Origin of the sequence: Streptomyces sp. NPDC020597, from assembly GCF_044335095.1 — a bacterium.
Classification (GTDB): domain Bacteria; phylum Actinomycetota; class Actinomycetes; order Streptomycetales; family Streptomycetaceae; genus Streptomyces.
The window spans coordinates 6856-31407 of the sequence record NZ_JBIRUL010000018.1; the positions used below are offsets into that span (position 1 = coordinate 6856).

Below are 24552 nucleotides of genomic sequence, written 5' to 3' on the forward strand. Positions count from 1 at the left end.
CGCCACGGTGATGCGGCACCCGCCGGTGGCGCAAGTTGCCGCCAGGTTCCGAGGCTGCGCCCCGACCCCCCCTTCCGCCCCGGACCGGCCCTGTCCTCAAACGCCGGACGGGCTGAACCAGGCACCGCCACGGTGATGCGGCACCCGCCGGTGGCGCAAGTTGCCGCCAGGTTCCGAGGCTGCGCCCCGACCCCCCCTTCCGCCCCGGACCGGCCCTGTCCTCAAGCGCCGGACGGGCTGAACCAGGCACCGCCACGGTGATGCGGCACCCGCCGATGGCGCAAGTTGCTGCCAGGTTCCGGGGCTGCGCCCCGCGCCCCTCTTCGGCCCTGGACCGGCCCTGTCCTCAAACGCCGGACGGGCTGATTTGGGCGTCGGCCTGGGTGGGGTGTGCGGAGGGGCCCGCACGTCGTCGACGTGGGGGCCCCTGTGTGGTGCGGTGGTGAACTCAGTCGTTGAAGCAGGTGTTGCCGAACGCCGGGTTCAGTGCGCCGATCACGTTGATCGTGTTGCCGCAGAGGTTGATCGGGACGTGCACCGGGACCTGGACCAGGTTGCCGGAGATGACGCCCGGCGACTTCACGGCCGCGCCCTCGGCACCCGCGTCGGCGAAGGCGGCACCGGCCGAGGCTCCCGCGGCGATACCGGCGACGGTGAGGGCGACGGCGGCCTGCTTGGCGATGTTCATGAAAAGCGTTCCTCCTGCGGTTGCGTGTCCGACCCGGCCGCGGGTCGTGCGCTGCCCAACGCGGCAGCTCCCGTGACGGTGCGGGGCGGGCCGGGAAGACACCTCGTTCGGATGATTGGGGCGACAAACAGACCGGCCTTCACCCGGTGGGCGCCGGGGGAAGGCCGGAGGTCACTGCGGGACCGGCAGGGGTCTCAGTGGTTGAGGCCCAGGTTGCCGAACGCCGGGTTCAGCACGCCGACGACGTTGACGCTGTTGCCGACCACGTTGACCGGGACCTGCACCGGGGCCTGGACGAGGTTGCCCGAGACGACGCCGGGCGAGCCCTTGGCCTCGCCGAGGGCGGTGGCGCCGTCGGCGGCGGAGGCCATGCCGGCGCCGGCGGCCATCAGCCCGCCGGCCACCATCGTCACGGCCGCTGCCTTCTTCAGGTTCTTCACTTCTGAGCCCTCCTAGCGATCGCCACGGCAGTCGCCGCGGCACGCACTGGAGAACGGCGGGACCCACCCCGGGGATGCGCCATCCGGGGGACATTCCCACGACGGTATGAATCTCGGATCGGAAGTCGACCCTCCGATTCGCCCTGCCGGGCGCGGCCTCAGCCGGCCACTCCGTGGCGCACCGCCCACAGCGCGGCCTGGGTGCGGTCCGCCAGGTCGAGCTTCATCAGGATGTTGGAGACGTGGGTCTTGACGGTCTTCTCGGAGAGCACCAGTGCGCGGGCGATCTCCCGGTTGGAGCGGCCGTCCGCGATCAGGCCGAGCACCTCGCGTTCGCGTTCGGTGAGCGAGCCGCTCCTTCCCTGGCCCGAGCCGCTCTCCTCCTGGGTGAGGAGTGCGTCGGCCACCTCTGGCTGGAGCAGGATGTGCCCGGCGTGCACCGAGCGGATGGCCCCGGCCAGCGCCTCGGGGTCCACGTCCTTGTAGACGTACCCGGCGGCGCCCGCGCGCAGGGCCGGGACCACCGTGCGCCGTTCGGTGAAGCTGGTGACGATGAGCACGCGCGCGGGGTTGTCGAGATCGCGGAGCCTGCGCAGCGCCTCGACGCCGTCCATCCCGGGCATCTTGACGTCCATCAGGACGACGTCGGGTCGCAGCTCCTCGGCGAGGGCGACCCCGTCCGCGCCGTCGGCGGCCTCGCCGACGACCTCTATGTCGTCCTGCACCTCGAGGAAGGTGCGCAGACCCCGGCGGACGACCTGGTGGTCGTCGACGAGCAGCACCTTGATTGCGTCAGCCACCGGGAGCCTCCATCTCGATCGTGGTGCCCTCGCCGGGCGCCGACACCACCGTGAGCGTGCCGCCGACGCCGCTCGCCCGGTCGCGCATGGACACCAGCCCGAGATGGCGGCCGGCCCGGCGGACCGTCGTCGGGTCGAAGCCGCCGCCGTCGTCGGTGACGCGCAGGACCGTGTCCGGGCCGCGCTTGCCGAGGGTGACGGCGACGTGTTCCGCGCCGGAGTGGCGCAGGGCGTTGTGCAGGGCCTCCTGGGCGACCCGCAGGAGGGCCTCCTCCTGGGCTGCGGGCAGGGCGCGGACGCCGTGTCCGGCGAACGTCACGCGCGCGGAGTGGGCGCGGTCGAGGACCTGGATGTGAGTGCGCAGGGTGGCGACGAGGCCGTCCTCGTCGAGGGCGGCCGGGCGCAGTTCCACCACGGCGGCGCGCAGCTCGTCGGCGGCCTCGGCGGCGAGCGCGGCGACCTGGTGCAGCTCCCCCTTCGCGCGCGCGGGGTCGCGGTCGACGAGGGCCGCGGCGGCCTGGGCCGTCAGACGCAGGGAGAAGAGCTTCTGGCTGACCGCGTCGTGCAGCTCGTGGGCCAGCCGGGAGCGCTCCTCGGCGATGGTCAGTTCGCGGCTGCGCTCGTAGAGGCGGGCGTTGGTCAGGGCGATCGCGGCGTGCTGGGCGAGGATCGAGAGCAGCTCCTCGTCGTCCCGGGTGAAGCCGCAGCCGCCGTCGGGCTTCGGACAGTTCTTGTTGGCCAGGAACAGGGCGCCGATGACCTCGTCGCCGTCGCGGACGGGCAGGCCCAGGAAGTCGGACATGTCGGGGTGCGCGGCGGGCCAGCCCTCGAAGCGCGGGTCCTTGCGGACGTCGGCGAGGCGCTCGGGACGCGCCTCGCGCAGCATGGCCGCCAGGATGCCGTGCTGGCGGGGCAGCGGTCCGATGGCCTTCCACTGCTCGTCGCTGACGCCGTCGACGACGAACTGGGCGAAGCCTCCGTGGTCGTCGGGGACGCCGAGGGCCGCGTACTGCGCGTCGAGCAGCTCGCGGGCGGAGGCCACGATCGTCTTGAGGACGTCGCGCACCTCGAGGTGCCTGCTCATGGCCAGCAGCGCGGAGCTCACGGCGGCGAGGCCGGAGCGGGGGCCTTGACTCATGTCCTCACGGTACCGGCGGGGTCCGGCAGCGCGGATCGGACCTGTGACGGCCGCGGTCCGGGGCGGGAGACCTAGGACCGAGGTCCTCGGACCGGCGGCCCAGGTCCGGAGTCCGGGTGTGCGGGCGTACGTCGAAGGGACCCGCCCGTCTGCGTCCCGCGTCCGACGCGGGGGCGGCCGGCCTGTTCCTACGGTGGGGCCCACCGCCGGGTGAGGCGGTCCGACGAGGGGACGGTTGCCATGCCGGTAGCGATCATCACGGGGGCGTCGAAGGGTCTGGGCCGGGCGCTGGCGGAGGCGCTGGCCGCGCGCGGCTGGGATCTGGTGCTGGACGCCAGGACCGCGGAGGTGCTGAAGGAGACGGCAGCGGCCGTGGCGTCGTACGGGACGCGGGTCGAGGCGCTCACGGGGGACGTCACGGACCCGGGGCACCGCGGAGAGCTGGTGGCGGCCGCGCGGCGGCTCGGCGGCTGCGACCTGCTGATGAACAACGCGAGTGCACTGGGGGCCGAGCCGCTGGTGCGGCTGGAGGCACTGCCTCTGGACGGGCTGCGGCGCGCTCTGGAGGTGAACGTGGTGGCGGCGCTGGGGCTGGTGCAGGAGGCGCTGCCGCTGCTGCGGGCGGCGCCGGCCGGCGCGGTGATCACCGTCAGCTCGGACGCGGCGGCCGAGGCGTACGAGTCGTGGGGCGGGTACGGGGCGTCCAAGGCGGCCCTGGACCGGCTCGCGGCGGTGCTCGGGGTGGAGGAGCCGGGTATCGCGGTGTGGGCGGTCGATCCCGGGGGCATGGCGACGGACCTGTACGCGGCGGCCGTCCCGGACGACGGGGATCCCCGTCCGGATCCCGCCGGGGTGGCGCCCGCCTTCGTACGGCTGCTGGACGAGCGGCCCGCGGACGGACGGTACGACGCGTCGGCGCTGCTGGGCGGACGGCGATGACGCCGGCGGCCGGGGCCGTCCGGTACGCGGACGTGCGGGGATGGGAGCGGGTGCCCGAGGAGCTGTCGGCGCGGGTGCCGGCCGAGCAGCGGGGGCCGGGGCGCGGCCGGGACGACGTACGGCTGCTGGTGTCTCGGGGGACGGAGGTCACGCATCACGTGTTCCGGGAGCTGCCGGGTGTGCTGCGGGCCGGGGACCTGCTCGTGGTGAACACCTCCCCGACGCTGGCGGCGGCCGTGGACGGGCGGATCGGGCACGCGCGCGTGGTGGTGCATTTCTCCACGCGCGGGGACGACGGCCGGTGGGCCGTGGAGCTGCGGGATCCGGACGGGGCCGGCACGACACGCGCGCGTGCGGGCGGTCCCGCGGGGGCGGTGGTCCGGGTGCCGGGGGGTGTGCGGCTGACGCTGGAGGAGCCGCTGCGTCCGGGCGGAGGGCGGTTGTGGTGGGCGCGGGTGTCGCCCGGGGGGTCGTCGGTGCCCGGGCTGCTGCGGGAGCACGGGCGCCCCGTCCGTTACGCCTACACGGAGCGGGACCAGCCGCTGTCCGCCTACCAGACGGTGTTCGCGCTGCCCTGCGCGGACGGGGCGGGCAGTGCGGAGATGCCGAGTGCGGCGCGGCCCTTCACCGCGGGCCTGGCGACGGAGCTGGTGAGCCGGGGCGTGCAGTTCGCGCCGGTCGTCCTGCACACCGGGGTGTCGTCGGCGGAGGCGCACGAGCCGCCGTATCCGGAGCGGTTCGCGGTGCCTCGGACGTCGGCGCGGCTGGTCAACGCCGTGCGGGCCGGGGGCGGGCGGGTGATCGCGGTGGGGACGACCGCCGTGCGTGCGCTGGAGTCGGCGGCCGGGGCGGACGGGGTGGTCCGCGCGCGTGCGGGGTGGACGGATCTGGTCGTCACCCACGAACGCGGGGTGCGGGCGGTGGACGGTCTGCTGACCGGGCTGCACGAGCCGCAGGCGTCGCATCTGCTGATGCTGGAGGCGGTGGCGGGGCCCTCGGCGCTGGGCTGCGGCTACGACGCGGCGCTGCGCGGGCGCTACCTGTGGCACGAGTTCGGGGACGTGCACCTCGTCCTGCCCCCGGAGAGCAGCGGCCCGCGGGACCGAGGCGGAGCACCAGTCCCGCGCACCGGCACGGAGCACTGACGCGAAGCAGTGGCCCGGGGCGCTGACGCAGAGCATTGCTTCGGCAACGAGCTGTGAGAATGATCTGTGCGCCATGTGAGCCCGCACATAGGGCCCACATCACGTACTAGGGCCATTAGGAGACAAAGGGGTAGGCGATGAACGGGGCAGATGACTCTGTCTGTCCCGATTTGCCCTTCCCTGCTCCACTATCGAGGATCGTACGTCACACCTTTGCCTGGGCATTTTGCGGCCGCTAAGAATTGCTCTCGTCGCTCAGCGCCGCGGGTTCGCCCCGCGGTGCTCGTGCCTCAAGCACCCGCTGTCCGGCCGTCGGACGAAGAGAGCGACCTCCGCGCTATTCGAAGAGGTCCTTCCGCATGCCCAAGAACACTCACAAGATCGCGATCGCCGGTGCCGCCACGCTCGGTGCAGCCGCCCTCGCCTTCTCCGTGGTGCCGGCCGACGCGCAGACGACCACTACGGACGCCGTCTCCTCGGCCCGGGTCGCCTACAGCTCCAAGCCCGTGCAGGACGTCAAGGCCGACGTGACCGACCAGCTGGCCGCCAAGAGCGTGAAGGTCGACGCGATAGCTGCGGCCAAGAAGAAGGCCGCCGCGGCCGAGGCAGCCAAGAAGAAGGCCGCGGCGAAGGCCGCCGCCGCCAAGAAGAAGGCCGCCGCCGCCGCGGCCGCCAAGCGCAAGGCCGCCGCCGCCCACAAGGCCAAGGAGGCCGCGAGCCGGTCCGCCAAGCGCGCCGTCATCAAGAAGGCGTCCGTCAAGCGGTACGCCAACAACCTCGACGGCTGGATCAAGCACTCCCTGGACATCATGAAGGCCAAGGGCATACCGGGCTCCTACGAGGGCCTGCACCGCAACATCATCCGGGAGTCCTCCGGCAACCCGAACGCCATCAACAACTGGGACATCAACGCCATCAACGGCATCCCGTCCAAGGGGCTGCTCCAGGTGATCCCGCCGACCTTCAAGGCGTACCACGTCGCCGGCACGTCGTGGAACATCTACGACCCGGTCGCCAACATCACCGCCGCCGCGAACTACGCGGCCGACAAGTACGGCTCGATGGACAACGTCGACAGCGCGTACTGAGACCCCCCACACGCCGAAGGGCGGCGCCCCCACGCAGGGACGCCGCCCTTCGGCGTGCGCGCGCACCGAACCGGTGCGGAGAACTACTTGCGCATGACCTCGGGCTCGTGGCGGCGCAGGAAGCGGGCCACGAAGAACCCGCAGATCACACCGAGGACGATCAGCGCGATCATGTCCAGGCTCCAGGCGCCGACGGTGTGCTCCCACAGCGGGTCCGTCCCGCCGCCGTCCTTGGGCGGGCTGATCTTGTTGAAGTCCAGGGTCGCGCCCGCGGCGGCGACGGCCCAGCGCGAGGGCATCAGGTACGAGAACTCGTTGACCCCGACCGCGCCGTTCAGGGCGAACAGGCAGCCGGTGAAGACGACCTGGATGATCGCGAACATCACCAGCAGCGGCATGGTCTTCTCGGCCGTCTTCACCAGAGAAGAGATGACCAGCCCGAACATCATCGACGTGAAGCCCAGCGCCATGATCGGGATGGAGAGCTCGAACATGGTGGCCGTGCCGAGGACCAGGCCCTCCTTGGGGATCTCCCGGCTCGCGAAGCCGATGACGCCGACCATCAGGCCCTGGAGCAGGGTGACCACGCCGAGCACGAACACCTTGGACATCAGGTACGCGGAGCGGGACAGGCCGGTGGCGCGTTCCCGCTCGTAGATGACCCGTTCCTTGATGAGTTCTCGGACCGAGTTGGCCGCGCCCGCGAAGCAGGCGCCGACCGCCAGGATCAGCAGGACGGTGGTGGCCGTGCCGTTGGGGATGATCCGGCCCGTCTTCGGGTTCACCGGGTTGGGCAGCAGGCTGTTGCCGGAGTCGATGAGCAGGCTCACCGCGCCGAGGACGGCCGGCAGGATCACCGTCAGGGCCAGGAAGCCCTTGTCGGAGGCGATCACCGAGGCGTAGCGGCGCACCAGGGTGACGAACTGGGACATCCACCCCTGCGGCTTCGGCGGCTTCATCGCCTGCATCGGCGGCATCTGTACGGACTGCGGCGCGATGGCGTCGATGTCCGCGGCGTACATCTGGTAGTGCTGCGAGCCCTTCCAGCGGCCCGCCCAGTCGTAGTCGCGGTAGTTCTCGAAGGCGGAGAAGACGTCGGCCCAGGTGTCGTAGCCGAAGAAGTTCAGCGCCTCCTCGGGCGGGCCGAAGTAGGCGACCGCGCCGCCCGGCGCCATCACGAGCAGCTTGTCGCAGATCGCGAGCTCGGCCACCGAGTGCGTGACGACGAGGACCGTGCGGCCGTCGTCGGCGAGGCCGCGCAGCAGCTGCATGACGTCGCGGTCCATGCCCGGGTCGAGGCCGGAGGTCGGCTCGTCCAGGAAGATCAGGGACGGCTTGGTGAGCAGCTCCAGGGCCACCGAGACGCGCTTGCGCTGGCCGCCGGAGAGGGAGGTGACCTTCTTCTCCTTGTGGATGTCCAGCTTCAGCTCGCGCAGCACCTCGTCGATGCGGGACTCGCGCTCGGCGGGCGTGGTGTCGGCCGGGAAGCGGAGCTTGGCCGCGTACTTGAGGGCCTTCTTGACGGTCAGCTCCTTGTGCAGGATGTCGTCCTGCGGGACCAGACCGATGCGCTGGCGCAGCTCGGCGAACTGCTTGTAGAGGTTGCGGTTGTCGTAGAGGACGTCGCCCTGGTTGGCGGGCCGATAGCCGGTCAGCGCCTTGAGCAGCGTCGACTTGCCGGAACCGGACGGTCCGATGACCGCGATCAGCGACTTCTCCGGGACGCCGAACGAGACGTCCTTCAGGATCTGCTTGCCGCCGTCGACCGTGACGGTCAGGTGGCGGGCGGAGAAGGAGACCTCACCGGTGTCGACGAACTCCTCGAGCCGGTCGCCGACGATGCGGAACGTCGAATGGCCGACGCCGACGACGTCGGTCGGGCCGAGCTGGACCGAGCCGCCCTTCGGGATCGGCTGGCCGTTGACGTAGGTGCCGTTGTGCGAGCCGAGGTCGCGGATCTCCATCCGGCCGTCGGGCGTCGAGTGGAACTCGGCGTGGTGTCGCGAGACCTGCAGGTCGGAGACGACCAGTTCGTTCTCCAGCGCACGGCCGATGCGCATCACACGGCCGAGGGAGAACTGGTGGAACGTGGTCGGGCTGCGGTCGCCGTAGACCGGCGGCGCCCCCGCGCCTCCACCGGGCACGCTCTGCGCGTACGGCTCGCCCGCGCCCTGCTGCTGCGGCACGTGCGCCGCAGGCTGCGGCGGTGGCCAGCCCGCCTGGCCGGCCTGCGGCTGCGGCGCGGCCTGCTGCGCCCAGCCCGGGTTCGCGGCCTGCGCCGCGTACGGCTGCTGGGGCTGCGCGGCGGGCGTCTGCGCTCCCGAGAGGCTCAGCCGCGGCCCGTCGGTCGCGTTGCCCAGATGCAGCGCCGAGCCGGGACCGACTTCCAGCCGGTTGATCCGCTGCCCCTGCGCGAACGTGCCGTTGGTGCTGCCATGGTCCTCGACGACCCAACTACGGCCGTTGAAGCTGACCGTGGCGTGACGCCAGGAGACCCTGGCGTCCTCCAGGACGATGTCCCCCTGCGGATCCCGTCCGAGGGTGTAGGACCTGGACGGATCGAGCGTCCAGGTGCGTCCGTTCAATTCCAGTACGAGTTCCGGCACTCCAGCCCCACTGAGTTGTCCCCCGAGTAGCCCCATCAACGGGGAGTCTAGGGATGTCGAACATCGGGGGGAACTATTTCAGTAGCGGCCCCCTGACCGAAAGCCGGGCCTTGTGAAGAGCGTGCGCGGGCGCATCGGCCGTTGACGTTGACGGGGTTGAAAACGGGCCGGAGAGTGGTAAACGCACGCGAGGGGGACGGAAGCGGCGATCTTCGCCGCCCCGCGCTGCGGATCGGGGGGTCTGCAATGGGTGCCGGCACGTATGTCGACGGCCGTGGGAAAACGACCGACGCGGGGGGTGTGCCATGGCTGGACGTGCTGTTGGCCGCGATCTCCGCGGTGAGCTGGGCGTTGATCGGGATGGCGGGCACGGCGGCGCTCGGGCTGCACCTGCTGGAGGCGGACTCCGCCGGGTCGTTGGGCCCGATGACGGCCGCGGTGGTGGTCCTGGGCGCCGGCGGCTCGGTGACGCCGTCGGGTGATGTGTCCGCCTTCGGCCTGACCGGCGCGCAGACCGCCACGGCCATCGAGATCACGCCATTGGGGGTGAGCCTGGTGGGCGCCCTGCTGCTGTCGTGGGTCTTCCTGCGGTCCCTGCGCACGGCCGGAGTTGTGATCGCCTGGGCCGAACTCCTCGCGCGCGTGGGCGCGGTGGTCGCGCTCTTCGTGGCGATGCTCGGCGGGCTCGCCTGGGCGGGGCACGACGTCGTCACGCTCGACGGGGGCTCACTGGGCCTGGACGACCTTCCCGGGAGCGGCGCGGGCGGCGGGGGCGGTCTCGAGGTTCCGGGGCTCGGGGACATCGGGGGTCTGCTGCCCGACCGGCTCGGCGATCTGGTCGACGCGCGGGCCGCGGTCGGCTTCCGCGTCGACACCGCGCCCACGCTGCTCGGCGGCCTCGGCTGGTCGCTCGGCATCCTGTTGATCGCTGTGCTGGCCTCGCGCCGGACGCCGTTGCCGCGGGACTGGGAGCCGGTGCACCGGGTGGTGCGTCCGGCGGCTTCGGCCGTCGTCACCGTGCTGCTGGTGGCCGTGGCGGCCGGGTTCGCCGCGGCGGCGTACGCGGCCGTCGGCGACGACCATCCCCGGCGGATCGCGGGAGCGGCGCTGCTCGGCGCGCCGAACGGGGTCTGGCTGGGCGTTCCGCTCGGCCTGTTCGTCCCGTGGGACGGCCGGGCCACGGGCGCGCTGACGAACGTGCTCCCGCACCCTCTGGACGACCTCCTGCACGCCGGCACCGAGCAGCCGGTGACCCTGAGCCGGCTCGCGGAGCTGGACGGACGGGTGTGGCTCCTGGGAGTGGCGACGGCACTGATGATGCTGCTGGCGGGGGTGCTGACCGCTGTGCGGACGCCGCCGACGGGGGCGGTGGGCGTGGCAGGGGCGGTGGGCGGGGCGGGAGCCGGGGCAGTGGGCGGGGCGCGTGTGGCGGGGTCGGGGGAGGCCGGCGTCGGCGGATTCGCCGCGCGCTGCGCCCTGCCGCTGGGGGTCGTGACGGCCCTGGCGTTGCTCCTGCTCGTCCGGCTGACCGGGGTGTCCGTGAACGCCTCGCTCTCCGTGCTCGGGTTCGACGCGTTCGGAGCCGGTGTCCAGCTGCACGGGCGGCCCGGCACCGCACTGCTGATGGGAGGCGCGTGGGGTGCGGGGGCGGGCGCCGTCGGCGCGTTGCTGGCCCGCTTCACCGGGGCCGCCGGGCGGTGGGCGACCGAGTCGGCACGGGGTGACGCGGGGCGCCTGACTGCGACGGCGCACGGGCCGGACGGAACGCGGCCGGCCCCCGGGTCCGAGGGGGACGTCGGCGACCCGGCCGGACCGTACGCGCCGAGCGTGTCGTACCGGCCGCCCAACCCGGCGACCAATCCCTACCTGCGCGTGCCGAAGGAGCTGAGGGACCCGCAGGAGCCGAGCGGGCCGCAGGACGCACGGCCGGGGGCCGCCGGGCAGAGCGGGGCCGAGCCGTCGAGGCCGTACGACGCCTCGCGGCGGGACGGACCGCCGCAGGGGCCGGACGACGTCTACGGCGCACCGACCGTCGTCCGCCCCATGGGGCCCCTGCCCCGCTCACCCCGACGGCCGGCCGGCCCACGCCCGGGTCCGCGCCCGGGCGAGCACCCGCCGACGGGACCGGAGGAGGGCCCCCCGCCTCCCCCGCCTCCTCCGCCGCCCCGGGGGCCCCGGGGGCCGAAGACTCCACGGTGACCGCGATGAGGAAGGGGCCGTCCACGGGCGCCGACGGCGGGCACGGCCTTGGGGGCCGGACCGGGAGGCCGGGCCGGGAGGCCGGGCCTCTGACGGGGGGCGCGGGCCGGGAGGCCGAGCCTCTGACGGGGGGCGCGGGCCAGGAGGCCGAGCCTCTGACGGGGGGCGCGGGCCAGGAGGCCGAGCCTCTGATGGGGGGCGCGGGCCAGGAGGCCGAGCCTCTGATGGGGGGCGCGGGCCAGGAGGCCGAGCCAGAACGGGCGGGCCGGGAAGCCGGGCCAGGGGCAGGGCGGGGGGAGCCGGACCGAAGGCCGAGCCATGGGGCTGGGACGGGGAAGCCGGGCCGGGGGCAGGAGAGAGGCCAGTCCAGCAGGCCGGGCCGGGGACCAGCCGGGGGGCCGGGCCGGAACGGTCGGCCGGGAGACCGGGCCGGGGAAGCCGGGCCGGGAGGCCGGGCCCGGGGCCGGGCGGCCGCGGGCGAAGGCCCGCACCAACGCCTCGCCGACCGTCGGCGCTATCTCCGGTGTGCTGTCCACCAGCCAGGAAACTGAGCGGACCGGGGGCCGGGCCAGGAGCCGGACCGGGGAAGCCGGGGTCGGGGCAGCCGGACCGGGCGGGGCAGGCGGACCGGGGCGGGCGGACTGGGGCGGGGGACCCGGGCGGGGCAGGCGGACCCGGGCGGGCGGACCCGGGCGGGGCGGGGCGGACCCGGGCGGGCGGACCCGGGCGGGGCGGGGGAATCGTCGCCGTTCGGCGAGGCGGGTGTCGTCCGGGGGGCGCGAACTGTTCATGTCCGTCAGGCGGACCTGAGCGGCGGGCGGCACTGGGTGCCGGATACGGTGGGTGCACCATGAGCGCTTTGCAGACTTCGTCCTCTGACGTGCCCACGCTCCTTGTCAAGATCTTCGGCAAGGACAGGCCGGGCATCACAGCCGGCCTCTTCGACACCCTCGCCGCCTACTCCGTCGACGTGGTCGACATCGAGCAGGTCGTCACGCGAGGCCGGATGGTGCTGTGCGCGCTCGTGACCGAGCCGCCGGCCGGCCTGGAGGGGGACCTCAGGTCGACGGTGCACAGTTGGGCCGAGTCGATGAAGATGCAGGCCGAGATCATCTCCGGCACCGGCGACAACCGTCCGCGCGGCGTCGGCCGGTCGCTGGTCACCGTGCTCGGGCACCCGCTCACCGCGGAGGCCACGGCGTCGATCGCCGCGAAGATCACGAAGGCCGGCGGCAACATCGACCGTATCTTCCGACTCGCCAAGTACCCGGTCACCGCCGTCGAGTTCGCCGTCTCCGGCGTCGCGGCCGGGCCGCTGCGCACCGCCCTGGTCACGGACGCGGCGGCGCTCGGCGTGGACGTGGCCGTGGTGGACGCCGGTCTGTACCGGCGGGCCCAGCGGCTCGTCGTCATGGACGTCGACTCCACGCTCATCCAGGACGAGGTGATCGAGCTCTTCGCCGCGCACGCCGGCTGCGAGGACGAGGTCGCCGCGGTGACGGCGGCGGCGATGCGCGGTGAGCTCGACTTCGAGCAGTCGCTGCACGCGCGCGTGGCGCTGCTGGAGGGGCTGGACGTCTCGGTCGTGGACAAGGTGCGCGCCGAGGTGCGGCTGACCCCGGGCGCGCGGACGCTGATCCGGACACTGAAGCGGCTCGGCTACCAGGTGGGGGTCGTCTCCGGCGGTTTCACCCAGGTCACGGACGATCTGCAGGACCGGCTCGGGCTGGACTTCGCCCAGGCCAACACGCTGGAGATCGTCGACGGGAAGCTGACCGGCCGGGTGACCGGCGAGATCGTGGACCGCGCGGGCAAGGCCCGGCTGCTGCGCCGGTTCGCCGCCGAGGCGGGTGTGCCTCTCTCGCAGACCGTGGCGATCGGCGACGGCGCCAACGATCTGGACATGCTGAACGCGGCCGGGCTGGGGGTCGCCTTCAACGCGAAGCCGGTGGTGCGGGAGGCGGCGCACACGGCGGTGAACGTGCCGTTCCTGGACACCGTCCTGTATCTGCTCGGCATCACCCGCGAAGAGGTCGAGGCCGCCGAGACGCACGACGAGAAGTAGCCCGGCCCTCACGAGGGCACATCCGTTCGGAACCCGATCGGCCGAGCGCCCGCCCGTGCCGGCGCGCGACGGGCGGGGACGTGTGCACGGAGGGCCCGGCGCCGCGACGGCGCCGGGCCCTCCTCTGTGCCGGGTGGTCACTCGGAGGGGGCCCAGTAGTCGAGGAGTGTGGCGACGCCCGGCTCCAGCGACTTCCAGGAGCCGTCGAAGGAGACGACGGCGAAGGCCGCCGCCGGGAAGCCACGGCTGTGCATGCGCTCCCCCGCGTCGCCGTCGGCCTGGCCGGACAGGACGTCGGCGAGCCCCTGGATTCCGGGGTTGTGGCCGACCAGGACGAGGTTGTGCACGTCGTCGGGGGTTTCGTTGAGCAGGGCGATCAGCTCGCCGGGGGAGGCTTCGTAGATGCGCTCCTCGTAGACGGTTTTCGGCCGGTGCGGGAACTCCTGGACGGCGAGCTTCCACGTCTCGCGGGTGCGGACCGCGGTGGAGCACAGGGCCAGATCGATGGGGATGCCGGTGTCCGTCAGCCTGCGTCCGGCGACGGCGGCGTCCTTCCGGCCCCGTTCAGCGAGCGGACGCTCGTGGTCGATCACCTGCGGCCAGTCGGCTTTCGCATGGCGGAAGAGGACGATCCTGCGGGGTTCTGCGACGCTCATGACTCCCAGCTTCGCACGAAACAGGCCACGGGGCGCAGGGAGTTGACATGCGGCCCCACCAGCGGCCCAGGGCCGCCCTAGCGGGCGACGAGCTGCTGGACGCGCTCGACGAGATGGGTGATCGCCGGGTCGCCGCCGGCAGCGTGGGCGTCGGCGGGATTCAGTATCAGCACCAGCAGGGTGATGAAGGCCAGCGTCGGGAGGGCCAGCGCCCACCAGGGCAGCAGATTGCCGGCGCCGCCCGGGGCGGCCGGGTGGGACCGGGGGTGCGTGGGGGCCGGCATGGGTGCCTCCGCTGTCTTCGAGTCGTCCGCAGGCCGTGGCCGGTGATCCGCGTCGCGGTCACAGTTCGAAGGTACGGAAGCCGACGGCGTCAACCCATCCGGTGACCCACCCACTTGACCCTGACCCTCACCCCCTAGGGGACAGGGGGGTTAACCCCACCCCCGGCGGTGCGGCGGGCCGGGCGCCCGGCGTCACAGGCCCGGGGTCAGGGGGAGGCGATGGTCGCGATGACGGCGATGATCACGAAGATGGCGAGGAACGAGCCGAAGACGAGGAGCATCTTCTTCTGGCCGTCGCGCGGGTTCGGGTCGAGCACTGGCATGCGGCAAGTCTCGCACCCGCCGGCCCCGGCGCCGGCGTCGGGGGTCCGCGGAGCCCGACGCCGCCGGGTCAGCGGGCGGCCTCGTCCTCCACTGTGCGGTCGCGGCCCGCCAGGACGCCGACGACGGTCTGCGGGATCATCAGCGCCGCCATGAGCGCGAGGGGCACGCCCCAGCCGCCGCTGTGCTGGTACAGCACCCCGACCAGCAGCGGACCCGGGATGGAGATCAGGTAGCCGGTGCTCTGGGCGAAGCCGGAGAGCTGGGCCACTCCGGCGCCGGTCCTGGCGCGCATCCCGACCATGGTGAGCGCCAGCGGGAAGGCGCAGTTGGCGATGCCCAGCAGCAGGGCCCAGGCCCAGGCGCCGCCGGCCGGGGCCAGGTACAGGCCGGCGTACCCGACGAGACCGCAGGCGCCGAGCGCGATCACGATCGGGCCCTGGTGCGGCAGCCGGGTGGCTACGCGCGGTATGACGAAGGCCAGCGGCACGCCCATCGCCATCGTGACGGCGAGAAGCAGCCCGGCGGTGCTCGCCGGCACGCCCGCGTCCCGGAAGATCTGCGGCATCCAGCCCATGGTGATGTAGGCGGCGGTGGCCTGGAGGCCGAAGAAGACGGCGAGAGCCCAGGCGGTGCGGCTGCGGGTGACGCGCAGCGGGGCGGCGGCCGGGCGGGCGGACCGGGCGGGCGTGGACGAGCGGCCGCCCGACGGCGGCTGCTGTGCTTCCCGGGCGGGCGATCCGGCCGTCGTGGGCCCGGCCGGGAGCGTGCCACGCCCGTGACCGAAGGCGCGATCGCGCTCACGGTCACCGTCACGGTCGCGCACCAGCGGCAGCCACGGGACGACGGCGGCCGCCGCCAGGCCCGCCCACACCGCGAGGCCGGTCTGCCAACTGCCGCCGAGCGCCCCGGTCATGGGCACCGTCACGGCGGCCGCGACGGCGGTGCCCAGGGCGAGGGCCATCGAGTACAGGCCGGTCATGGAGCCGACCCGGTCCGGGAAGCGGCGCTTGACGACGACCGGCATCAGGACGTTGCTGACGGCTATGCCCATGAGGGCGAGAGCGCTGCCGGCGAGGAAGCCGGCGGTGCCGCCGACGTAGGGGCGCACGAGCAGTCCGGCGGTGATGGCGGCCATGCCCGCGCACACGACCGCGCCGGCCCCGAAGCGGCGGGCGAGGCGGGGTGCCATGACACCGAAGGCGGCGAAGCAGAGCGGGGGCACGGAGGTGAGCACTCCGGCGACGCTGCTGCTCATGCCGAGCCCGTCGCGGACCTCTTCGAGGAGCGCGCCGAGGCTGGTGATGGCGGGGCGAAGATTGACGGCGGCCAGCACGATGCCGATCACGAGCAGCCGGGTCCGCCACGCGTGCGTGGCGGCGCCCGACGGCTCGTCCGAGGGCTGCCCACGGGTGGCCGGTGCGGTCGTGGGCCGTGTCTGCTCGCTCACCATGCCACCCATCATAGAATCATAGGATGATTGGTTGTCCATCCCCGGGCGTCCCTCGACCGCCCCGGCCGTGCGAAGGTGTGCCATGCCCCTGAGCCATCCCCGCCGCTCGGCGCTGTCCGAGCAGGTCATCGCCGCGCTGCGCTCCCAGATCACCTCGGGCGAGTGGCCGGTCGGCGAGCGCATCCCCACCGAACCGGAGCTGGTCGAGCAGCTGGGCGTCGCCCGTAACACGGTCCGTGAGGCCGTCCGGGCGCTGGCGCACAACGGGCTGCTGGACATCCGGCAGGGTTCGGGCACGTACGTCGTGGCGACCAGCGAGCTGGCGGGCGTGATGCACCGCCGCTTCGCCGACGCCGATCCCGGGCACATCGCCGAACTGCGCGCAGCGCTGGAGTCGAGCGCGGCGAAGCTGGCGGCCGTACGGCGCACCGAGAAGGACCTCAAGCAGCTGGACGCGCTGTTGCGGCGGCGCGAGGAGGCGTGGGAGTCCGGCGACGCGGAGACGTTCGTGGCGGCCGACGCGACCTTCCACCTGGCCGTCGTGGCGGCCTCCCACAACGACGTCATGACGGCGATGTACGCGGACCTCGGCGAGGTGCTGCGCGACTGGCTGCGGGAGGACGTGGGCGCCGAGCTCACGCCGGAGACGTACATGGACCACACGCGGCTGGTGGACGCGATCCGCGCGGGCGAGGCGGAGACGGCCGCCGTCGAGGCGGCGGGCCATCCGATGGGGTGCCGGCCCGGCCGGTTCACCTCGCCGGCCGGCTGACCGGGCCGCCCGTGGGTCACACCCGCTGGTGGCTGACCCAGGCCGAGCGGACCTCCTTCCAGCAGCGTCCGGTCAGCCGTACGGTACGGGCGGGGCCCGCGTCGGCGGGCGCGCCGTCGGTGTCGAGGTCCCACCAGCGGTCGCACTCGATGTGCAGACGGACCCGGTCGATGTCGGCGTAGGGGTTGTGGCAGTGGGCGACGACGCGGGAGCCGTGGACGCCGACGAGGCACTCCGCGCCGAACGGCTCCGGCACGGCCGCCTCGGGCGCCTTCACGCGTGCGTGCGGCGACGCGTCGTACGGCAGCGAGAACACGAGACACAGGGCGACGACGGTCGCTGGGGCCAGGCTGCGGGACAGGCGCACAAGGGATACCTCCTCGGCCGAGCTGGGGAGGGAACCGCGCGTCGTACGGGGCGCGCACTCCAGCGTGCCCGGCCGTGGTCGCCCGCCGCCCGGACAGGTACGCCGAACGAGTGACGCCCCGCGCCCGCGCGTGATGCGCGGAGCGGGGCGCCGGGAAGCCGGCCGAAGGCCCGGGATCAGGCTCCGATCGCGTGCAGGCCGCCGTCCACGTGGACGATCTCGCCGGTGGTCTTGGGGAACCAGTCGCTCAGCAGGGCGACGACGCCGCGGCCGGCCGGCTCGGGGTCCTTGAGGTCCCACTCCAGCGGCGAGCGGTCGTCCCAGACGGCGGCCAGCTCGGCGAAGCCCGGGATGGACTTGGCGGCCATCGAGCCGATCGGGCCGGCCGAGACCAGGTTGCAGCGGATGTTCTGCTTGCCCAGGTCGCGCGCCATGTAACGGCTGGTGGCCTCCAGGGCGGCCTTGGCCGGGCCCATCCAGTCGTACTGGGGCCACGCGAAGGACGCGTCGAAGGTGAGGCCGACGACCGAGCCGCCGTTCTGCATCAGCGGCAGGCAGGCCATGGTGAGCGACTTCAGGGAGTACGCCGAGACGTGCATGGCCGTGGCGACGGACTCGAACGGCGTGTTGAGGAAGTTGCCGCCGAGGGCGTCCTGCGGGGCGAAGCCGATGGAGTGCACGACGCCGTCGAGGCCGCCGAGCTCCTCGCCCACGATGTCGGCGAGACGGCCGAGGTGCTCGTCGTTGGTGACGTCGAGCTCGATGACCTTGGTCGGCTTCGGCAGCTTCCTGGCGATGCGCTCGGTCAGCGTGGGCCGCGGGAACGCGGTCAGGATGATCTCGGCGCCCTGCTCCTGGGCCAGCTTGGCCGTGTGGAAGGCGATGGAGGACTCCATCAGCACTCCGGTGATCAGGACGCGCTTGCCCTCGAGAATTCCACTCATGGTGATCAGTGACCCATTCCCAGTCCGCCGTCAACGGGGATGACGGCTCCAGTGATGTACGAGGCGTCGTCCGAGGCGAGGAACCGCACCGCCGCGGCGATCTCCTGCGGCTGCGCGTACCGGCCGAGCGGGACCTGCGAGACGATGCCCGCGCGCTGCTCGTCGGTGAGCACCTTGGTCATGTCGGTGTCGACGAAGCCGGGCGCGACGACGTTGAAAGTGATGTTGCGGGATCCCAGCTCACGGGCGAGGGAGCGGGCGAAGCCGACCAGGGCGGCCTTGGAGGCGGCGTAGTTCGCCTGCCCCGGCGAGCCGTACAGCCCGACCACGGAGGAGATGAGCACGACGCGGCCCTTCTTGGCGCGCAGCATGCCGCGGTTGGCGCGCTTGACCACGCGGAAGGCGCCGGTCAGGTTGGTGTCGACGACCGAGGTGAAGTCCTCCTCGGACATGCGCATCAGCAGCTGGTCCTTGGTGACGCCGGCGTTGGCGATCAGGACCTCGACGGGGCCGTGCTCGGCCTCGATCTCCTTGTAGGCCTGCTCCACCTGTTCGGAGTCGGTGATGTCGCACTTGACGGCGAGGCAGCCCAGTTCCGTCAGGGCGGACGGCGGCTCGCCCGTGCGGTACGTGATGGCGACCTTGTCGCCGGCGTCGACGAACGCGCGGGCGATGGCGAGGCCGATGCCCCGGTTTCCTCCGGTGACGAGAACCGAGCGGCTCAACGGATCACCCTTTCGATAGGGGTCTGACGCACCCGCCCGAACTCTGGGTGGCAGGCGGCTTCCCCCGAAACCTATCGGTCTGCCTCCTCGCGACGACATTCGGGCACCGACAGTGGCTCACGGGGCTGACTGTGGGGTCCCTACAGAAAGTTTGCGCAAGCGGCCCGGAAAGGTGTGGTCCGGGGGCCGCCGGGCGCGACATGATCGAGGTCATCACCCGCGACGACACCAGGGAGAGACCTAGGTGCCCCATACCATCGATGAAAGCTTCACGGCCCTACCCCTGCGCGCCCTCGCCGACGCCGCGCTCGCACGCGCGCGTGCGCTGGGCGCGGAGCACGCGGACTTCCGGTTCGAGCGGGTGCGCAGCGCGTCCTGGCGGCTGCGGGACGCCAAGCCCGCCGGGTCCTCGGACACGACCGACCTCGGGTACGCGGTGCGGGTGGTGCACGGCGGCACGTGGGGGTTCGCGTCCGGCGTGGATCTGACGATGGACGCGGCGGCCAGGGTCGCCTCGCAGGCGGTGGCGATGGCCAAGCTGTCCGCGCAGGTGATCAAGGCCGCCGGCTCGGACGAGCGGGTGGAACTGGCCGACGAGCCGGTGCACGCGGACAGGACGTGGATCTCGTCCTACGAGATCGACCCGTTCACCGTGCCGGACGAGGAGAAGGCGGCGCTGCTCGCGGACTGGAGCACGCGGCTGCTGGCGGCGAACGGCATCAACCACGTGGACGCCTCGCTGCTGACCGTCCATGAGAACAAGTTCTACGCCGACACGGCCGGGACGGTGACCACCCAGCAGCGCGTGCGGCTGCACCCGGCGGTGAACGCGGTGTCGGTCGACGAGTCCAGCGGCGAGTTCGACTCGATGCGCACGGTCGCGCCGCCCGTCGGACGCGGCTGGGAGTACCTGACCGGCACCGGCTGGGACTGGGACGACGAGCTGGCCCGGATCCCGGAGTTGCTCGCCGAGAAGATGCGCGCGCCGAGCGTGGACCCGGGGCTGTACGACCTGGTCGTCGACCCGTCCAACCTGTGGCTGACCATCCACGAGTCCATCGGGCACGCCACCGAGCTGGACCGCGCCCTCGGCTACGAGGCCGCCTACGCCGGCACCTCCTTCGCCACCTTCGACCAGCTCGGCAAGCTGCGCTACGGCTCCGAGCTGATGAACGTCACGGGCGACCGCACAGCCGAGCACGGCCTGGCGACCGTCGGGTACGACGACGAGGGCGTCGAGAGCCAGTCCTGGGATCTGGTGAAGGACGGCACGCTCGTCGGCTACCAGCTGGACCGGCGGATCGCGAAGCTCACCGGGTTCGAGCGGTCCAACGGCTGCGCGTTCGCCGACTCCCCCGGCCATGTGCCGGTGCAGCGCATGGCCAACGTGTCGCTGCGGCCGGACCCGGCGGGGATGTCCACGGAGGACCTCATCGGCAGCGTCGACCGGGGCATCTACGTCGTCGGCGACCGCTCCTGGTCCATCGACATGCAGCGCTACAACTTCCAGTTCACCGGGCAGCGGTTCTTCCGGATCGAGAACGGGCGGATCACCGGGCAGCTGCGGGACGTGGCCTACCAGGCGACGACCACCGACTTCTGGGGCTCGATGGCGGCGGTGGGCGGTCCGCAGACGTACGTCCTCGGCGGCGCCTTCAACTGCGGCAAGGCCCAGCCGGGCCAGGTGGCGGCGGTGTCGCACGGCTGCCCGTCGGCCCTGTTCAAGGGCGTCAACATTCTGAACACCACGCAGGAGGCCGGTCGATGAGCGCCCGTAGCACCAAGCCGCACGAGGTCGTCGAGCGCGCCCTCGGGCTGTCGCGGGCCGACGGCTGTGTCGTCATCGCCGACGAGCAGTCGACGGCGAACCTGCGCTGGGCGGGGAACGCGCTGACGACCAACGGCGTCACGCGCGGGCGCACGCTCACCGTGATCGCGACGGTCGACGGCAAGGAGGGCACCGCCTCCGGGGTCGTCTCCCGCGCCGCGGTGACCGGGGACGAGCTGGAGCCCCTCGTGCGGGCCGCCGAGGCCGCGGCGCGCGGCGCGCACCCCGCCGAGGACGCCCAGCCGCTGGTCACGGGCGTGGCGCAGTCCCCCGAGTTCACGGACGCGCCCGTGGAGACCTCGTCCGCGGTGTTCGCCGACTTCGCGCCGGCGCTGGGCGAGGCGTTCGCCCGCGCGCGTGCGGGGGGCCGCGAGCTGTACGGGTTCGCCAACCACGAGCTGGTCTCGACGTACGTGGGCACCTCGACGGGTCTGCGGCTGCGGCACGACCAGCCGAACGGGACGCTCGAGCTGAACGCCAAGTCCCCGGACCGCACGCGTTCGGCGTGGGCCGGACGATCGACCCGCGACTTCAAGGACGTCGACCCGGCGGCGCTCGACGCCGAGCTCGCCGTACGGCTCGGCTGGGCGGAGCGGCGGATCGAGCTGCCGGCCGGCCGGTACGAGACGCTGCTGCCGCCGACCGCCGTGGCCGACCTGATGATCTACCAGCTGTGGTCGGCGTCCGGCCGGGACGCGACCGAGGGGCGGACCGTGTTCTCCAAGCCCGGCGGCGGCACCCGGCTCGGCGACCGGCTGACCGACCTGCCGCTGACGCTGCGCAGCGACCCGGACGCGCCGGGCCTCGAGTCCGCGCCGTTCGTGATCGCGCACAGCTCCGGCGGCGACCAGTCAGTGTTCGACAACGGGCTGCCGCTGCGGTCCACCGAGTGGATCGGCGGGGGCGAGCTGAAGAACCTGACGACCACCCGGCACAGCGCGGCGCTGACCGGGCTGCCGGTGGCGCCGGGGGCCGAGAACCTGATCCTGGACGGCGGTGAGGACCGCTCGCTGGACGAGATGGCCGCCGCCACCGGCCGGGGCCTGCTGCTGACCTGTCTCTGGTACATCCGCGAGGTCGACCCGGCGACCCTGCTGCTGACCGGTCTGACCCGGGACGGCGTGTACCTCGTCGAGGACGGCGAGGTCGTCGGCGAGGTGAACAACTTCCGGTTCAACGAGTCTCCGGTCGACCTGCTGGGCCGGGCGACGGAGGCGGGACGCACGGAAAAGACGCTGCCCAGGGAGTGGAGCGACTGGTTCACTAGGGCTGCGATGCCCGCCCTGAGGGTGCCGGACTTCAATATGAGCTCTGTCAGTCAGGGCGTATAACCTCGTAGCCGGCAGTCACTCGACTGCGCGAAGATCATCAAGGAGACCGAGACCGTGACGGACATCGTCGACGAACTGACGTGGCGGGGGCTGATCGCCCTCTCCACGGACGAGGACGCATTGCGCAAGGCGTTCGCGGACGGTCCTGTCACGTTCTATTGCGGCTTCGACCCGACCGCGCCCAGCCTGCACCTCGGCAACCTCGTGCAGATCCTGACGATGCGCCGCATCCAGCAGGCGGGCAACCGTCCGCTGGGCCTGGTCGGGGGCGCCACGGGTCTGATCGGCGACCCGAAGCCGAACGCGGAACGCACGCTGAACGCGCCCGACGTGGTCGCCCAGTGGGTGGAGCGGCTGCGCGCGCAGATCGCGCCGCTGCTCGACTTCGAGGGCCCGAACGCGGCCGTCATGGTCAACAACCTGGACTGGACCCAGGGCATGTCGGCCATCGAGTTCCTGCGCGACGTCGGCAAGCACTTCCGGGTGAACAAGATGATCGCCAAGGAGGCCGTCTCCCGGCGGCTCAACTCCGACGCGGGCATCAGCTACACCGAGTTCAGCTACCAGATCCTGCAGGGCATGGACTTCCTGGAGCTGTACCGGCGGTACGGGTGCACGCTGCAGACCGGCGGCAGCGACCAGTGGGGCAACCTCACCTCGGGCACCGACCTGATCCACCGGGTCGAGCCCGACGCGGTGGTGCACGCCCTGGGCACCCCGTTGATCACCAAGGCGGACGGCACCAAGTTCGGCAAGACGGAGTCCGGCACGGTCTGGCTGGACCCCGAGATGACGACGCCGTACGCGTTCTACCAGTTCTGGCTGAACGCGGACGACCGGGACGTCTCGAAGTTCCTGCGCATCTTCAGTTTCCGGTCCCGTACGGAGATCGAGGAGCTGGAGCGGCAGACCGAGGAGCGGCCGCAGGCCCGGGCCGCACAGCGCGCGCTGGCCGAGGAGCTGACGACGCTGGTCCACGGAGCCGACCAGACGGCCGCGGTGGTCGCCGCGTCCAGGGCCCTCTTCGGGCAGGGCGAGCTGGGCGACCTCGACGCGGGGACGCTGGCCGCGGCCCTCTCCGAGGTGCCGCACATCCAGGTCGCCGAGCTCGGACCGGTCGTGGACCTGTTCGCCGAGGTCGGCCTGGTGGCCAGCAAGTCGGCGGCGCGGCGGACCGTGAAGGAGGGCGGGGCCTACGTGAACAACGTCAAGGTCACGGCCGAGGACGCGGTGCCCGCGGCGGAGGAGCTCATCCACGGGCGGTGGCTGGTGCTGCGGCGCGGCAAGAAGAACCTGGCCGCTGTGGAGGTCACCGGCTGACCGCCCGGGCGGCGGAACGGACTGAGGGGCGGCTTCCCACGGGAGGCCGCCCCTTCGTCCTTCGTCCTTCCTCCCGCTCAGGCCCCGTGCTTCCTCTTGCCCAGCGTCGCCATGTAGAGCATGTCGCCGAGGGCGACGATGATGATGGCGGCGATCAGCTGGAACGCGTGCCGGCTCCAGTCGATGCCGGGCGTGGACTCGACGCCTGCCGCACGGGCGATCGCGTTGCCGACGATCGCGCCCAGCATGCCGAAGATCGTGGTCAGCCAGAGCGGGCTGTGCTGCTTGCCCGGGATGATCGCCTTCGCGATCAGGCCCAGCACGAATCCGACGATGATCGCCCACAACCAGCCCATGGCTGCCTCCTTTTCCGGCTCTACGTGAGCAGTGGCCTCAAGTCTCGGGCCGCTCCGCATACGACGCATGTCGGGTACGGCCGTACGCGGGACGACGCAGCGGGGTTCGCCCGGGCCGCAGACGCCCCGGTCTCCAGGAGTGCGCAGCCTCGGCGTAACGTGGAGGCCGGGGGAAGGACGACGTGGGCGGACGGGGAATGTCATGCGGAAGCAGGGTGGCGGCCAGAACGCCCAGGTGTTCCGGATCACCGGCGCACGTCAGGGACTCCAGGACGACGTGCGGGGCCGGCAGCGGCGCTACATCATCTCGATGTCCGTCCGCACGGTGGCGGTGATCCTGGCGGCGACGCTGTGGAACGTGGAACGGCATGTGGCCGTGGTGGCGCTGGTCCTGGGCCTGGTGCTGCCCTACATCGCGGTGGTGGTGGCCAACGCAGGCCGGGAGAACGCGCCGTCGCTCCCCTCGACGTTCGTCGGCACCCCCGTACGGACCATGATCACGCCCCCTCGTGCCGGCGACGGCTCCACGCGATCCGCCCCCGAAGGGGAGGGGTTCACGGAACCCGTCCGGGAGGAACCGGCGCCCGGACAGGCTGAGCGACAGCCGTGAAAGGGCCATGAGCGGGCTGTGCGCCAAGCTCAGGAAAAGCTCAGATCAATCATGTTGTTCCAGTGCCGTGGGGGTGGTCTGCCGTGACATACTTCGTACGCGCTCCGCATCCCCCGTCGGAGCGACGGACCGACGCCGGGCAGCTCCCCCCGTGGCTGCTCGGCGTCGCCTTTGCGCGCGTGTGGTGAGACGACTTCGTGAGTGACGAGACCCCCATCTGTTCTGCCAAGGGCTGCCGTGTCGACGCGGTGTGGGTGCTGGCCTGGAACAACCCGAAGATCCATACGCCGGAGCGGCGCAAGACGTGGCTCGCGTGCGAGGAGCACCGCGAGCACCTGTCGCAGTTCCTCGGGGTCCGGGGCTTCCTCAAGGACGTGGTCGCGCTGGCCGAGTGGGAGCCCCCGGAGGGGTCCGGGGAGGGGTCCGGGGGCCAGGCCGGCTGAGCCGGGGTCCCCGCACCCTCCGGTCGCCGGACCG

The 24552-nt window shown here is 72.5% G+C and carries 24 protein-coding genes; 11 read left to right on the plus strand and 13 right to left on the minus strand.

Going from position 1 to position 24552, the window contains the following annotated elements:
• Positions 1 to 448: 448 nt before the first annotated feature.
• The 4 genes from ACH4ZA_RS26875 to ACH4ZA_RS26890 form a co-directional block, all read right to left on the minus strand.
• Positions 449 to 688, minus strand: coding sequence for a chaplin (locus tag ACH4ZA_RS26875; RefSeq protein WP_398432041.1), 240 nt, complete (start codon positions 686 to 688; stop codon positions 449 to 451).
• 194 nt (positions 689 to 882) lie between these two features.
• Positions 883 to 1128, minus strand: a complete 246-nt coding sequence (locus ACH4ZA_RS26880; protein WP_398432042.1) for a chaplin family protein — start codon at positions 1126 to 1128, stop codon at positions 883 to 885.
• Between the two features lie 158 nt (positions 1129 to 1286).
• The gene (locus ACH4ZA_RS26885) at positions 1287 to 1928 is read right to left on the minus strand and encodes a response regulator (protein WP_398432043.1); all 642 of its coding nucleotides are present in this window, start codon (positions 1926 to 1928) and stop codon (positions 1287 to 1289) included.
• Positions 1921 to 3066 carry a GAF domain-containing sensor histidine kinase gene (locus tag ACH4ZA_RS26890; protein WP_398432044.1) on the minus strand — a complete coding sequence of 382 codons (1146 nt, stop codon included), beginning with the start codon at positions 3064 to 3066 and terminating at the stop codon, positions 1921 to 1923. The genes ACH4ZA_RS26885 and ACH4ZA_RS26890 overlap by 8 nt, the downstream gene beginning before the upstream one ends.
• Positions 3067 to 3306: 240 nt before the next feature.
• Here ACH4ZA_RS26890 and ACH4ZA_RS26895 point away from each other — a divergent pair, with 240 nt between their 5' ends.
• From ACH4ZA_RS26895 to ACH4ZA_RS26905, 3 genes are all read left to right on the plus strand, one after another.
• Positions 3307 to 4005: an SDR family NAD(P)-dependent oxidoreductase gene (locus tag ACH4ZA_RS26895; RefSeq protein WP_398432046.1), complete on the plus strand. Its 699-nt coding sequence runs from the start codon at positions 3307 to 3309 to the stop codon at positions 4003 to 4005.
• Entirely contained in the window at positions 4002 to 5150 is a 1149-nt protein-coding gene (locus ACH4ZA_RS26900; protein ID WP_398432047.1) for an S-adenosylmethionine:tRNA ribosyltransferase-isomerase, read from the plus strand. Before ACH4ZA_RS26895 ends, ACH4ZA_RS26900 begins: the two co-directional genes overlap by 4 nt.
• Positions 5151 to 5509: 359 nt before the next feature.
• Positions 5510 to 6238, plus strand: coding sequence for a transglycosylase SLT domain-containing protein (locus tag ACH4ZA_RS26905; RefSeq protein ID WP_398432048.1), 729 nt, complete (start codon positions 5510 to 5512; stop codon positions 6236 to 6238).
• Between the two features lie 83 nt (positions 6239 to 6321).
• Here ACH4ZA_RS26905 and ACH4ZA_RS26910 read toward each other — a convergent pair whose 3' ends face one another.
• The gene (locus tag ACH4ZA_RS26910) at positions 6322 to 8844 is read right to left on the minus strand and encodes an FHA domain-containing protein (protein WP_398432049.1); all 2523 of its coding nucleotides are present in this window, start codon (positions 8842 to 8844) and stop codon (positions 6322 to 6324) included.
• Between the two features lie 246 nt (positions 8845 to 9090).
• On the opposite strand from ACH4ZA_RS26910, the gene ACH4ZA_RS26915 reads away from it, so the two are divergent.
• Positions 9091 to 11043 (plus strand): streptophobe family protein, encoded by a 1953-nt coding sequence (locus tag ACH4ZA_RS26915; protein ID WP_398432050.1) that lies wholly within the window; start codon positions 9091 to 9093, stop codon positions 11041 to 11043.
• An 850-nt stretch (positions 11044 to 11893) separates the two neighbouring features.
• The gene (gene serB / locus ACH4ZA_RS26920; protein WP_398432051.1) at positions 11894 to 13108 is read left to right on the plus strand and encodes a phosphoserine phosphatase SerB; all 1215 of its coding nucleotides are present in this window, start codon (positions 11894 to 11896) and stop codon (positions 13106 to 13108) included.
• Positions 13109 to 13245: 137 nt separating this feature from the next.
• Here serB and ACH4ZA_RS26925 read toward each other — a convergent pair whose 3' ends face one another.
• The 4 genes from ACH4ZA_RS26925 to ACH4ZA_RS26940 form a co-directional block, all read right to left on the minus strand.
• On the minus strand, positions 13246 to 13764 hold the full coding sequence (locus ACH4ZA_RS26925; RefSeq protein WP_398432052.1) for a SixA phosphatase family protein: 519 nt from the start codon (positions 13762 to 13764) through the stop codon (positions 13246 to 13248).
• Positions 13765 to 13841: 77 nt separating this feature from the next.
• On the minus strand, positions 13842 to 14048 hold the full coding sequence (locus ACH4ZA_RS26930; protein ID WP_398432053.1) for a hypothetical protein: 207 nt from the start codon (positions 14046 to 14048) through the stop codon (positions 13842 to 13844).
• A 206-nt stretch (positions 14049 to 14254) separates the two neighbouring features.
• Positions 14255 to 14371 carry an SGM_5486 family transporter-associated protein gene (locus tag ACH4ZA_RS26935; protein WP_107444720.1) on the minus strand — a complete coding sequence of 39 codons (117 nt, stop codon included), beginning with the start codon at positions 14369 to 14371 and terminating at the stop codon, positions 14255 to 14257.
• 68 nt (positions 14372 to 14439) lie between these two features.
• Positions 14440 to 15822, minus strand: coding sequence for a CynX/NimT family MFS transporter (locus tag ACH4ZA_RS26940; protein ID WP_398432054.1), 1383 nt, complete (start codon positions 15820 to 15822; stop codon positions 14440 to 14442).
• Positions 15823 to 15904: 82 nt separating this feature from the next.
• On the opposite strand from ACH4ZA_RS26940, the gene ACH4ZA_RS26945 reads away from it, so the two are divergent.
• On the plus strand, positions 15905 to 16594 hold the full coding sequence (locus ACH4ZA_RS26945) for a FadR/GntR family transcriptional regulator (RefSeq protein ID WP_398432055.1): 690 nt from the start codon (positions 15905 to 15907) through the stop codon (positions 16592 to 16594).
• 16 nt (positions 16595 to 16610) lie between these two features.
• Here the strand turns inward: ACH4ZA_RS26945 and ACH4ZA_RS26950 are convergent, their stop codons facing one another.
• The 3 genes from ACH4ZA_RS26950 to fabG form a co-directional block, all read right to left on the minus strand.
• Complete coding sequence (locus ACH4ZA_RS26950; protein ID WP_398432056.1) at positions 16611 to 16961, minus strand: hypothetical protein; 351 nt, start codon at positions 16959 to 16961, stop codon at positions 16611 to 16613.
• A 176-nt stretch (positions 16962 to 17137) separates the two neighbouring features.
• Entirely contained in the window at positions 17138 to 17905 is a 768-nt protein-coding gene (gene fabI, locus ACH4ZA_RS26955) for an enoyl-ACP reductase FabI (protein WP_351678858.1), read from the minus strand.
• Positions 17906 to 17910: 5 nt separating this feature from the next.
• Positions 17911 to 18630: a 3-oxoacyl-[acyl-carrier-protein] reductase gene (gene fabG / locus ACH4ZA_RS26960; protein ID WP_398432057.1), complete on the minus strand. Its 720-nt coding sequence runs from the start codon at positions 18628 to 18630 to the stop codon at positions 17911 to 17913.
• A 244-nt stretch (positions 18631 to 18874) separates the two neighbouring features.
• Here fabG and ACH4ZA_RS26965 point away from each other — a divergent pair, with 244 nt between their 5' ends.
• From ACH4ZA_RS26965 to tyrS, 3 genes are read left to right on the plus strand one after another with little or no spacing between them, the layout of a single operon-like run.
• On the plus strand, positions 18875 to 20398 hold the full coding sequence (locus tag ACH4ZA_RS26965; protein ID WP_398432058.1) for a TldD/PmbA family protein: 1524 nt from the start codon (positions 18875 to 18877) through the stop codon (positions 20396 to 20398).
• Complete coding sequence (locus tag ACH4ZA_RS26970; protein WP_398432059.1) at positions 20395 to 21789, plus strand: metallopeptidase TldD-related protein; 1395 nt, start codon at positions 20395 to 20397, stop codon at positions 21787 to 21789. Before ACH4ZA_RS26965 ends, ACH4ZA_RS26970 begins: the two co-directional genes overlap by 4 nt.
• A gap of 54 nt (positions 21790 to 21843) precedes the next feature.
• Positions 21844 to 23109 (plus strand): tyrosine--tRNA ligase, encoded by a 1266-nt coding sequence (tyrS, locus tag ACH4ZA_RS26975; protein WP_398432060.1) that lies wholly within the window; start codon positions 21844 to 21846, stop codon positions 23107 to 23109.
• 77 nt (positions 23110 to 23186) lie between these two features.
• Here tyrS and ACH4ZA_RS26980 read toward each other — a convergent pair whose 3' ends face one another.
• The gene (locus tag ACH4ZA_RS26980) at positions 23187 to 23465 is read right to left on the minus strand and encodes a GlsB/YeaQ/YmgE family stress response membrane protein (protein WP_398432061.1); all 279 of its coding nucleotides are present in this window, start codon (positions 23463 to 23465) and stop codon (positions 23187 to 23189) included.
• A 202-nt stretch (positions 23466 to 23667) separates the two neighbouring features.
• Between ACH4ZA_RS26980 and ACH4ZA_RS26985 the strand changes: the two genes are divergently transcribed.
• Both ACH4ZA_RS26985 and ACH4ZA_RS26990 read left to right on the plus strand, forming a co-directional pair.
• On the plus strand, positions 23668 to 24075 hold the full coding sequence (locus tag ACH4ZA_RS26985; protein ID WP_398432062.1) for a DUF3099 domain-containing protein: 408 nt from the start codon (positions 23668 to 23670) through the stop codon (positions 24073 to 24075).
• A gap of 197 nt (positions 24076 to 24272) precedes the next feature.
• Positions 24273 to 24518, plus strand: coding sequence for a hypothetical protein (locus ACH4ZA_RS26990; protein ID WP_398432063.1), 246 nt, complete (start codon positions 24273 to 24275; stop codon positions 24516 to 24518).
• Positions 24519 to 24552: the final 34 nt, after the last annotated feature.

What these genes read in the sequence shown, in the direction of transcription:
- ACH4ZA_RS26875 (WP_398432041.1), bottom strand. Translation starts at nt 688, where the DNA reads ATGAACATCGCCAAGCAGGCCGCCGTCGCCCTCACCGTCGCCGGTATC.
- ACH4ZA_RS26890 (WP_398432044.1), bottom strand. Translation starts at nt 3,066, where the DNA reads ATGAGTCAAGGCCCCCGCTCCGGCCTCGCCGCCGTGAGCTCCGCGCTG.
- ACH4ZA_RS26895 (WP_398432046.1), top strand. Translation starts at nt 3,307, where the DNA reads ATGCCGGTAGCGATCATCACGGGGGCGTCGAAGGGTCTGGGCCGGGCG.
- ACH4ZA_RS26900 (WP_398432047.1), top strand. Translation starts at nt 4,002, where the DNA reads ATGACGCCGGCGGCCGGGGCCGTCCGGTACGCGGACGTGCGGGGATGG.
- ACH4ZA_RS26905 (WP_398432048.1), top strand. Translation starts at nt 5,510, where the DNA reads ATGCCCAAGAACACTCACAAGATCGCGATCGCCGGTGCCGCCACGCTC.
- ACH4ZA_RS26915 (WP_398432050.1), top strand. Translation starts at nt 9,091, where the DNA reads ATGGGTGCCGGCACGTATGTCGACGGCCGTGGGAAAACGACCGACGCG.
- serB (WP_398432051.1), top strand. Translation starts at nt 11,894, where the DNA reads ATGAGCGCTTTGCAGACTTCGTCCTCTGACGTGCCCACGCTCCTTGTC.
- ACH4ZA_RS26925 (WP_398432052.1), bottom strand. Translation starts at nt 13,764, where the DNA reads ATGAGCGTCGCAGAACCCCGCAGGATCGTCCTCTTCCGCCATGCGAAA.
- ACH4ZA_RS26930 (WP_398432053.1), bottom strand. Translation starts at nt 14,048, where the DNA reads ATGCCGGCCCCCACGCACCCCCGGTCCCACCCGGCCGCCCCGGGCGGC.
- ACH4ZA_RS26935 (WP_107444720.1), bottom strand. Translation starts at nt 14,371, where the DNA reads ATGCCAGTGCTCGACCCGAACCCGCGCGACGGCCAGAAGAAGATGCTC.
- ACH4ZA_RS26940 (WP_398432054.1), bottom strand. Translation starts at nt 15,822, where the DNA reads ATGGTGAGCGAGCAGACACGGCCCACGACCGCACCGGCCACCCGTGGG.
- ACH4ZA_RS26945 (WP_398432055.1), top strand. Translation starts at nt 15,905, where the DNA reads ATGCCCCTGAGCCATCCCCGCCGCTCGGCGCTGTCCGAGCAGGTCATC.
- fabI (WP_351678858.1), bottom strand. Translation starts at nt 17,905, where the DNA reads ATGAGTGGAATTCTCGAGGGCAAGCGCGTCCTGATCACCGGAGTGCTG.
- ACH4ZA_RS26970 (WP_398432059.1), top strand. Translation starts at nt 20,395, where the DNA reads ATGAGCGCCCGTAGCACCAAGCCGCACGAGGTCGTCGAGCGCGCCCTC.
- ACH4ZA_RS26980 (WP_398432061.1), bottom strand. Translation starts at nt 23,465, where the DNA reads ATGGGCTGGTTGTGGGCGATCATCGTCGGATTCGTGCTGGGCCTGATC.
- ACH4ZA_RS26985 (WP_398432062.1), top strand. Translation starts at nt 23,668, where the DNA reads ATGCGGAAGCAGGGTGGCGGCCAGAACGCCCAGGTGTTCCGGATCACC.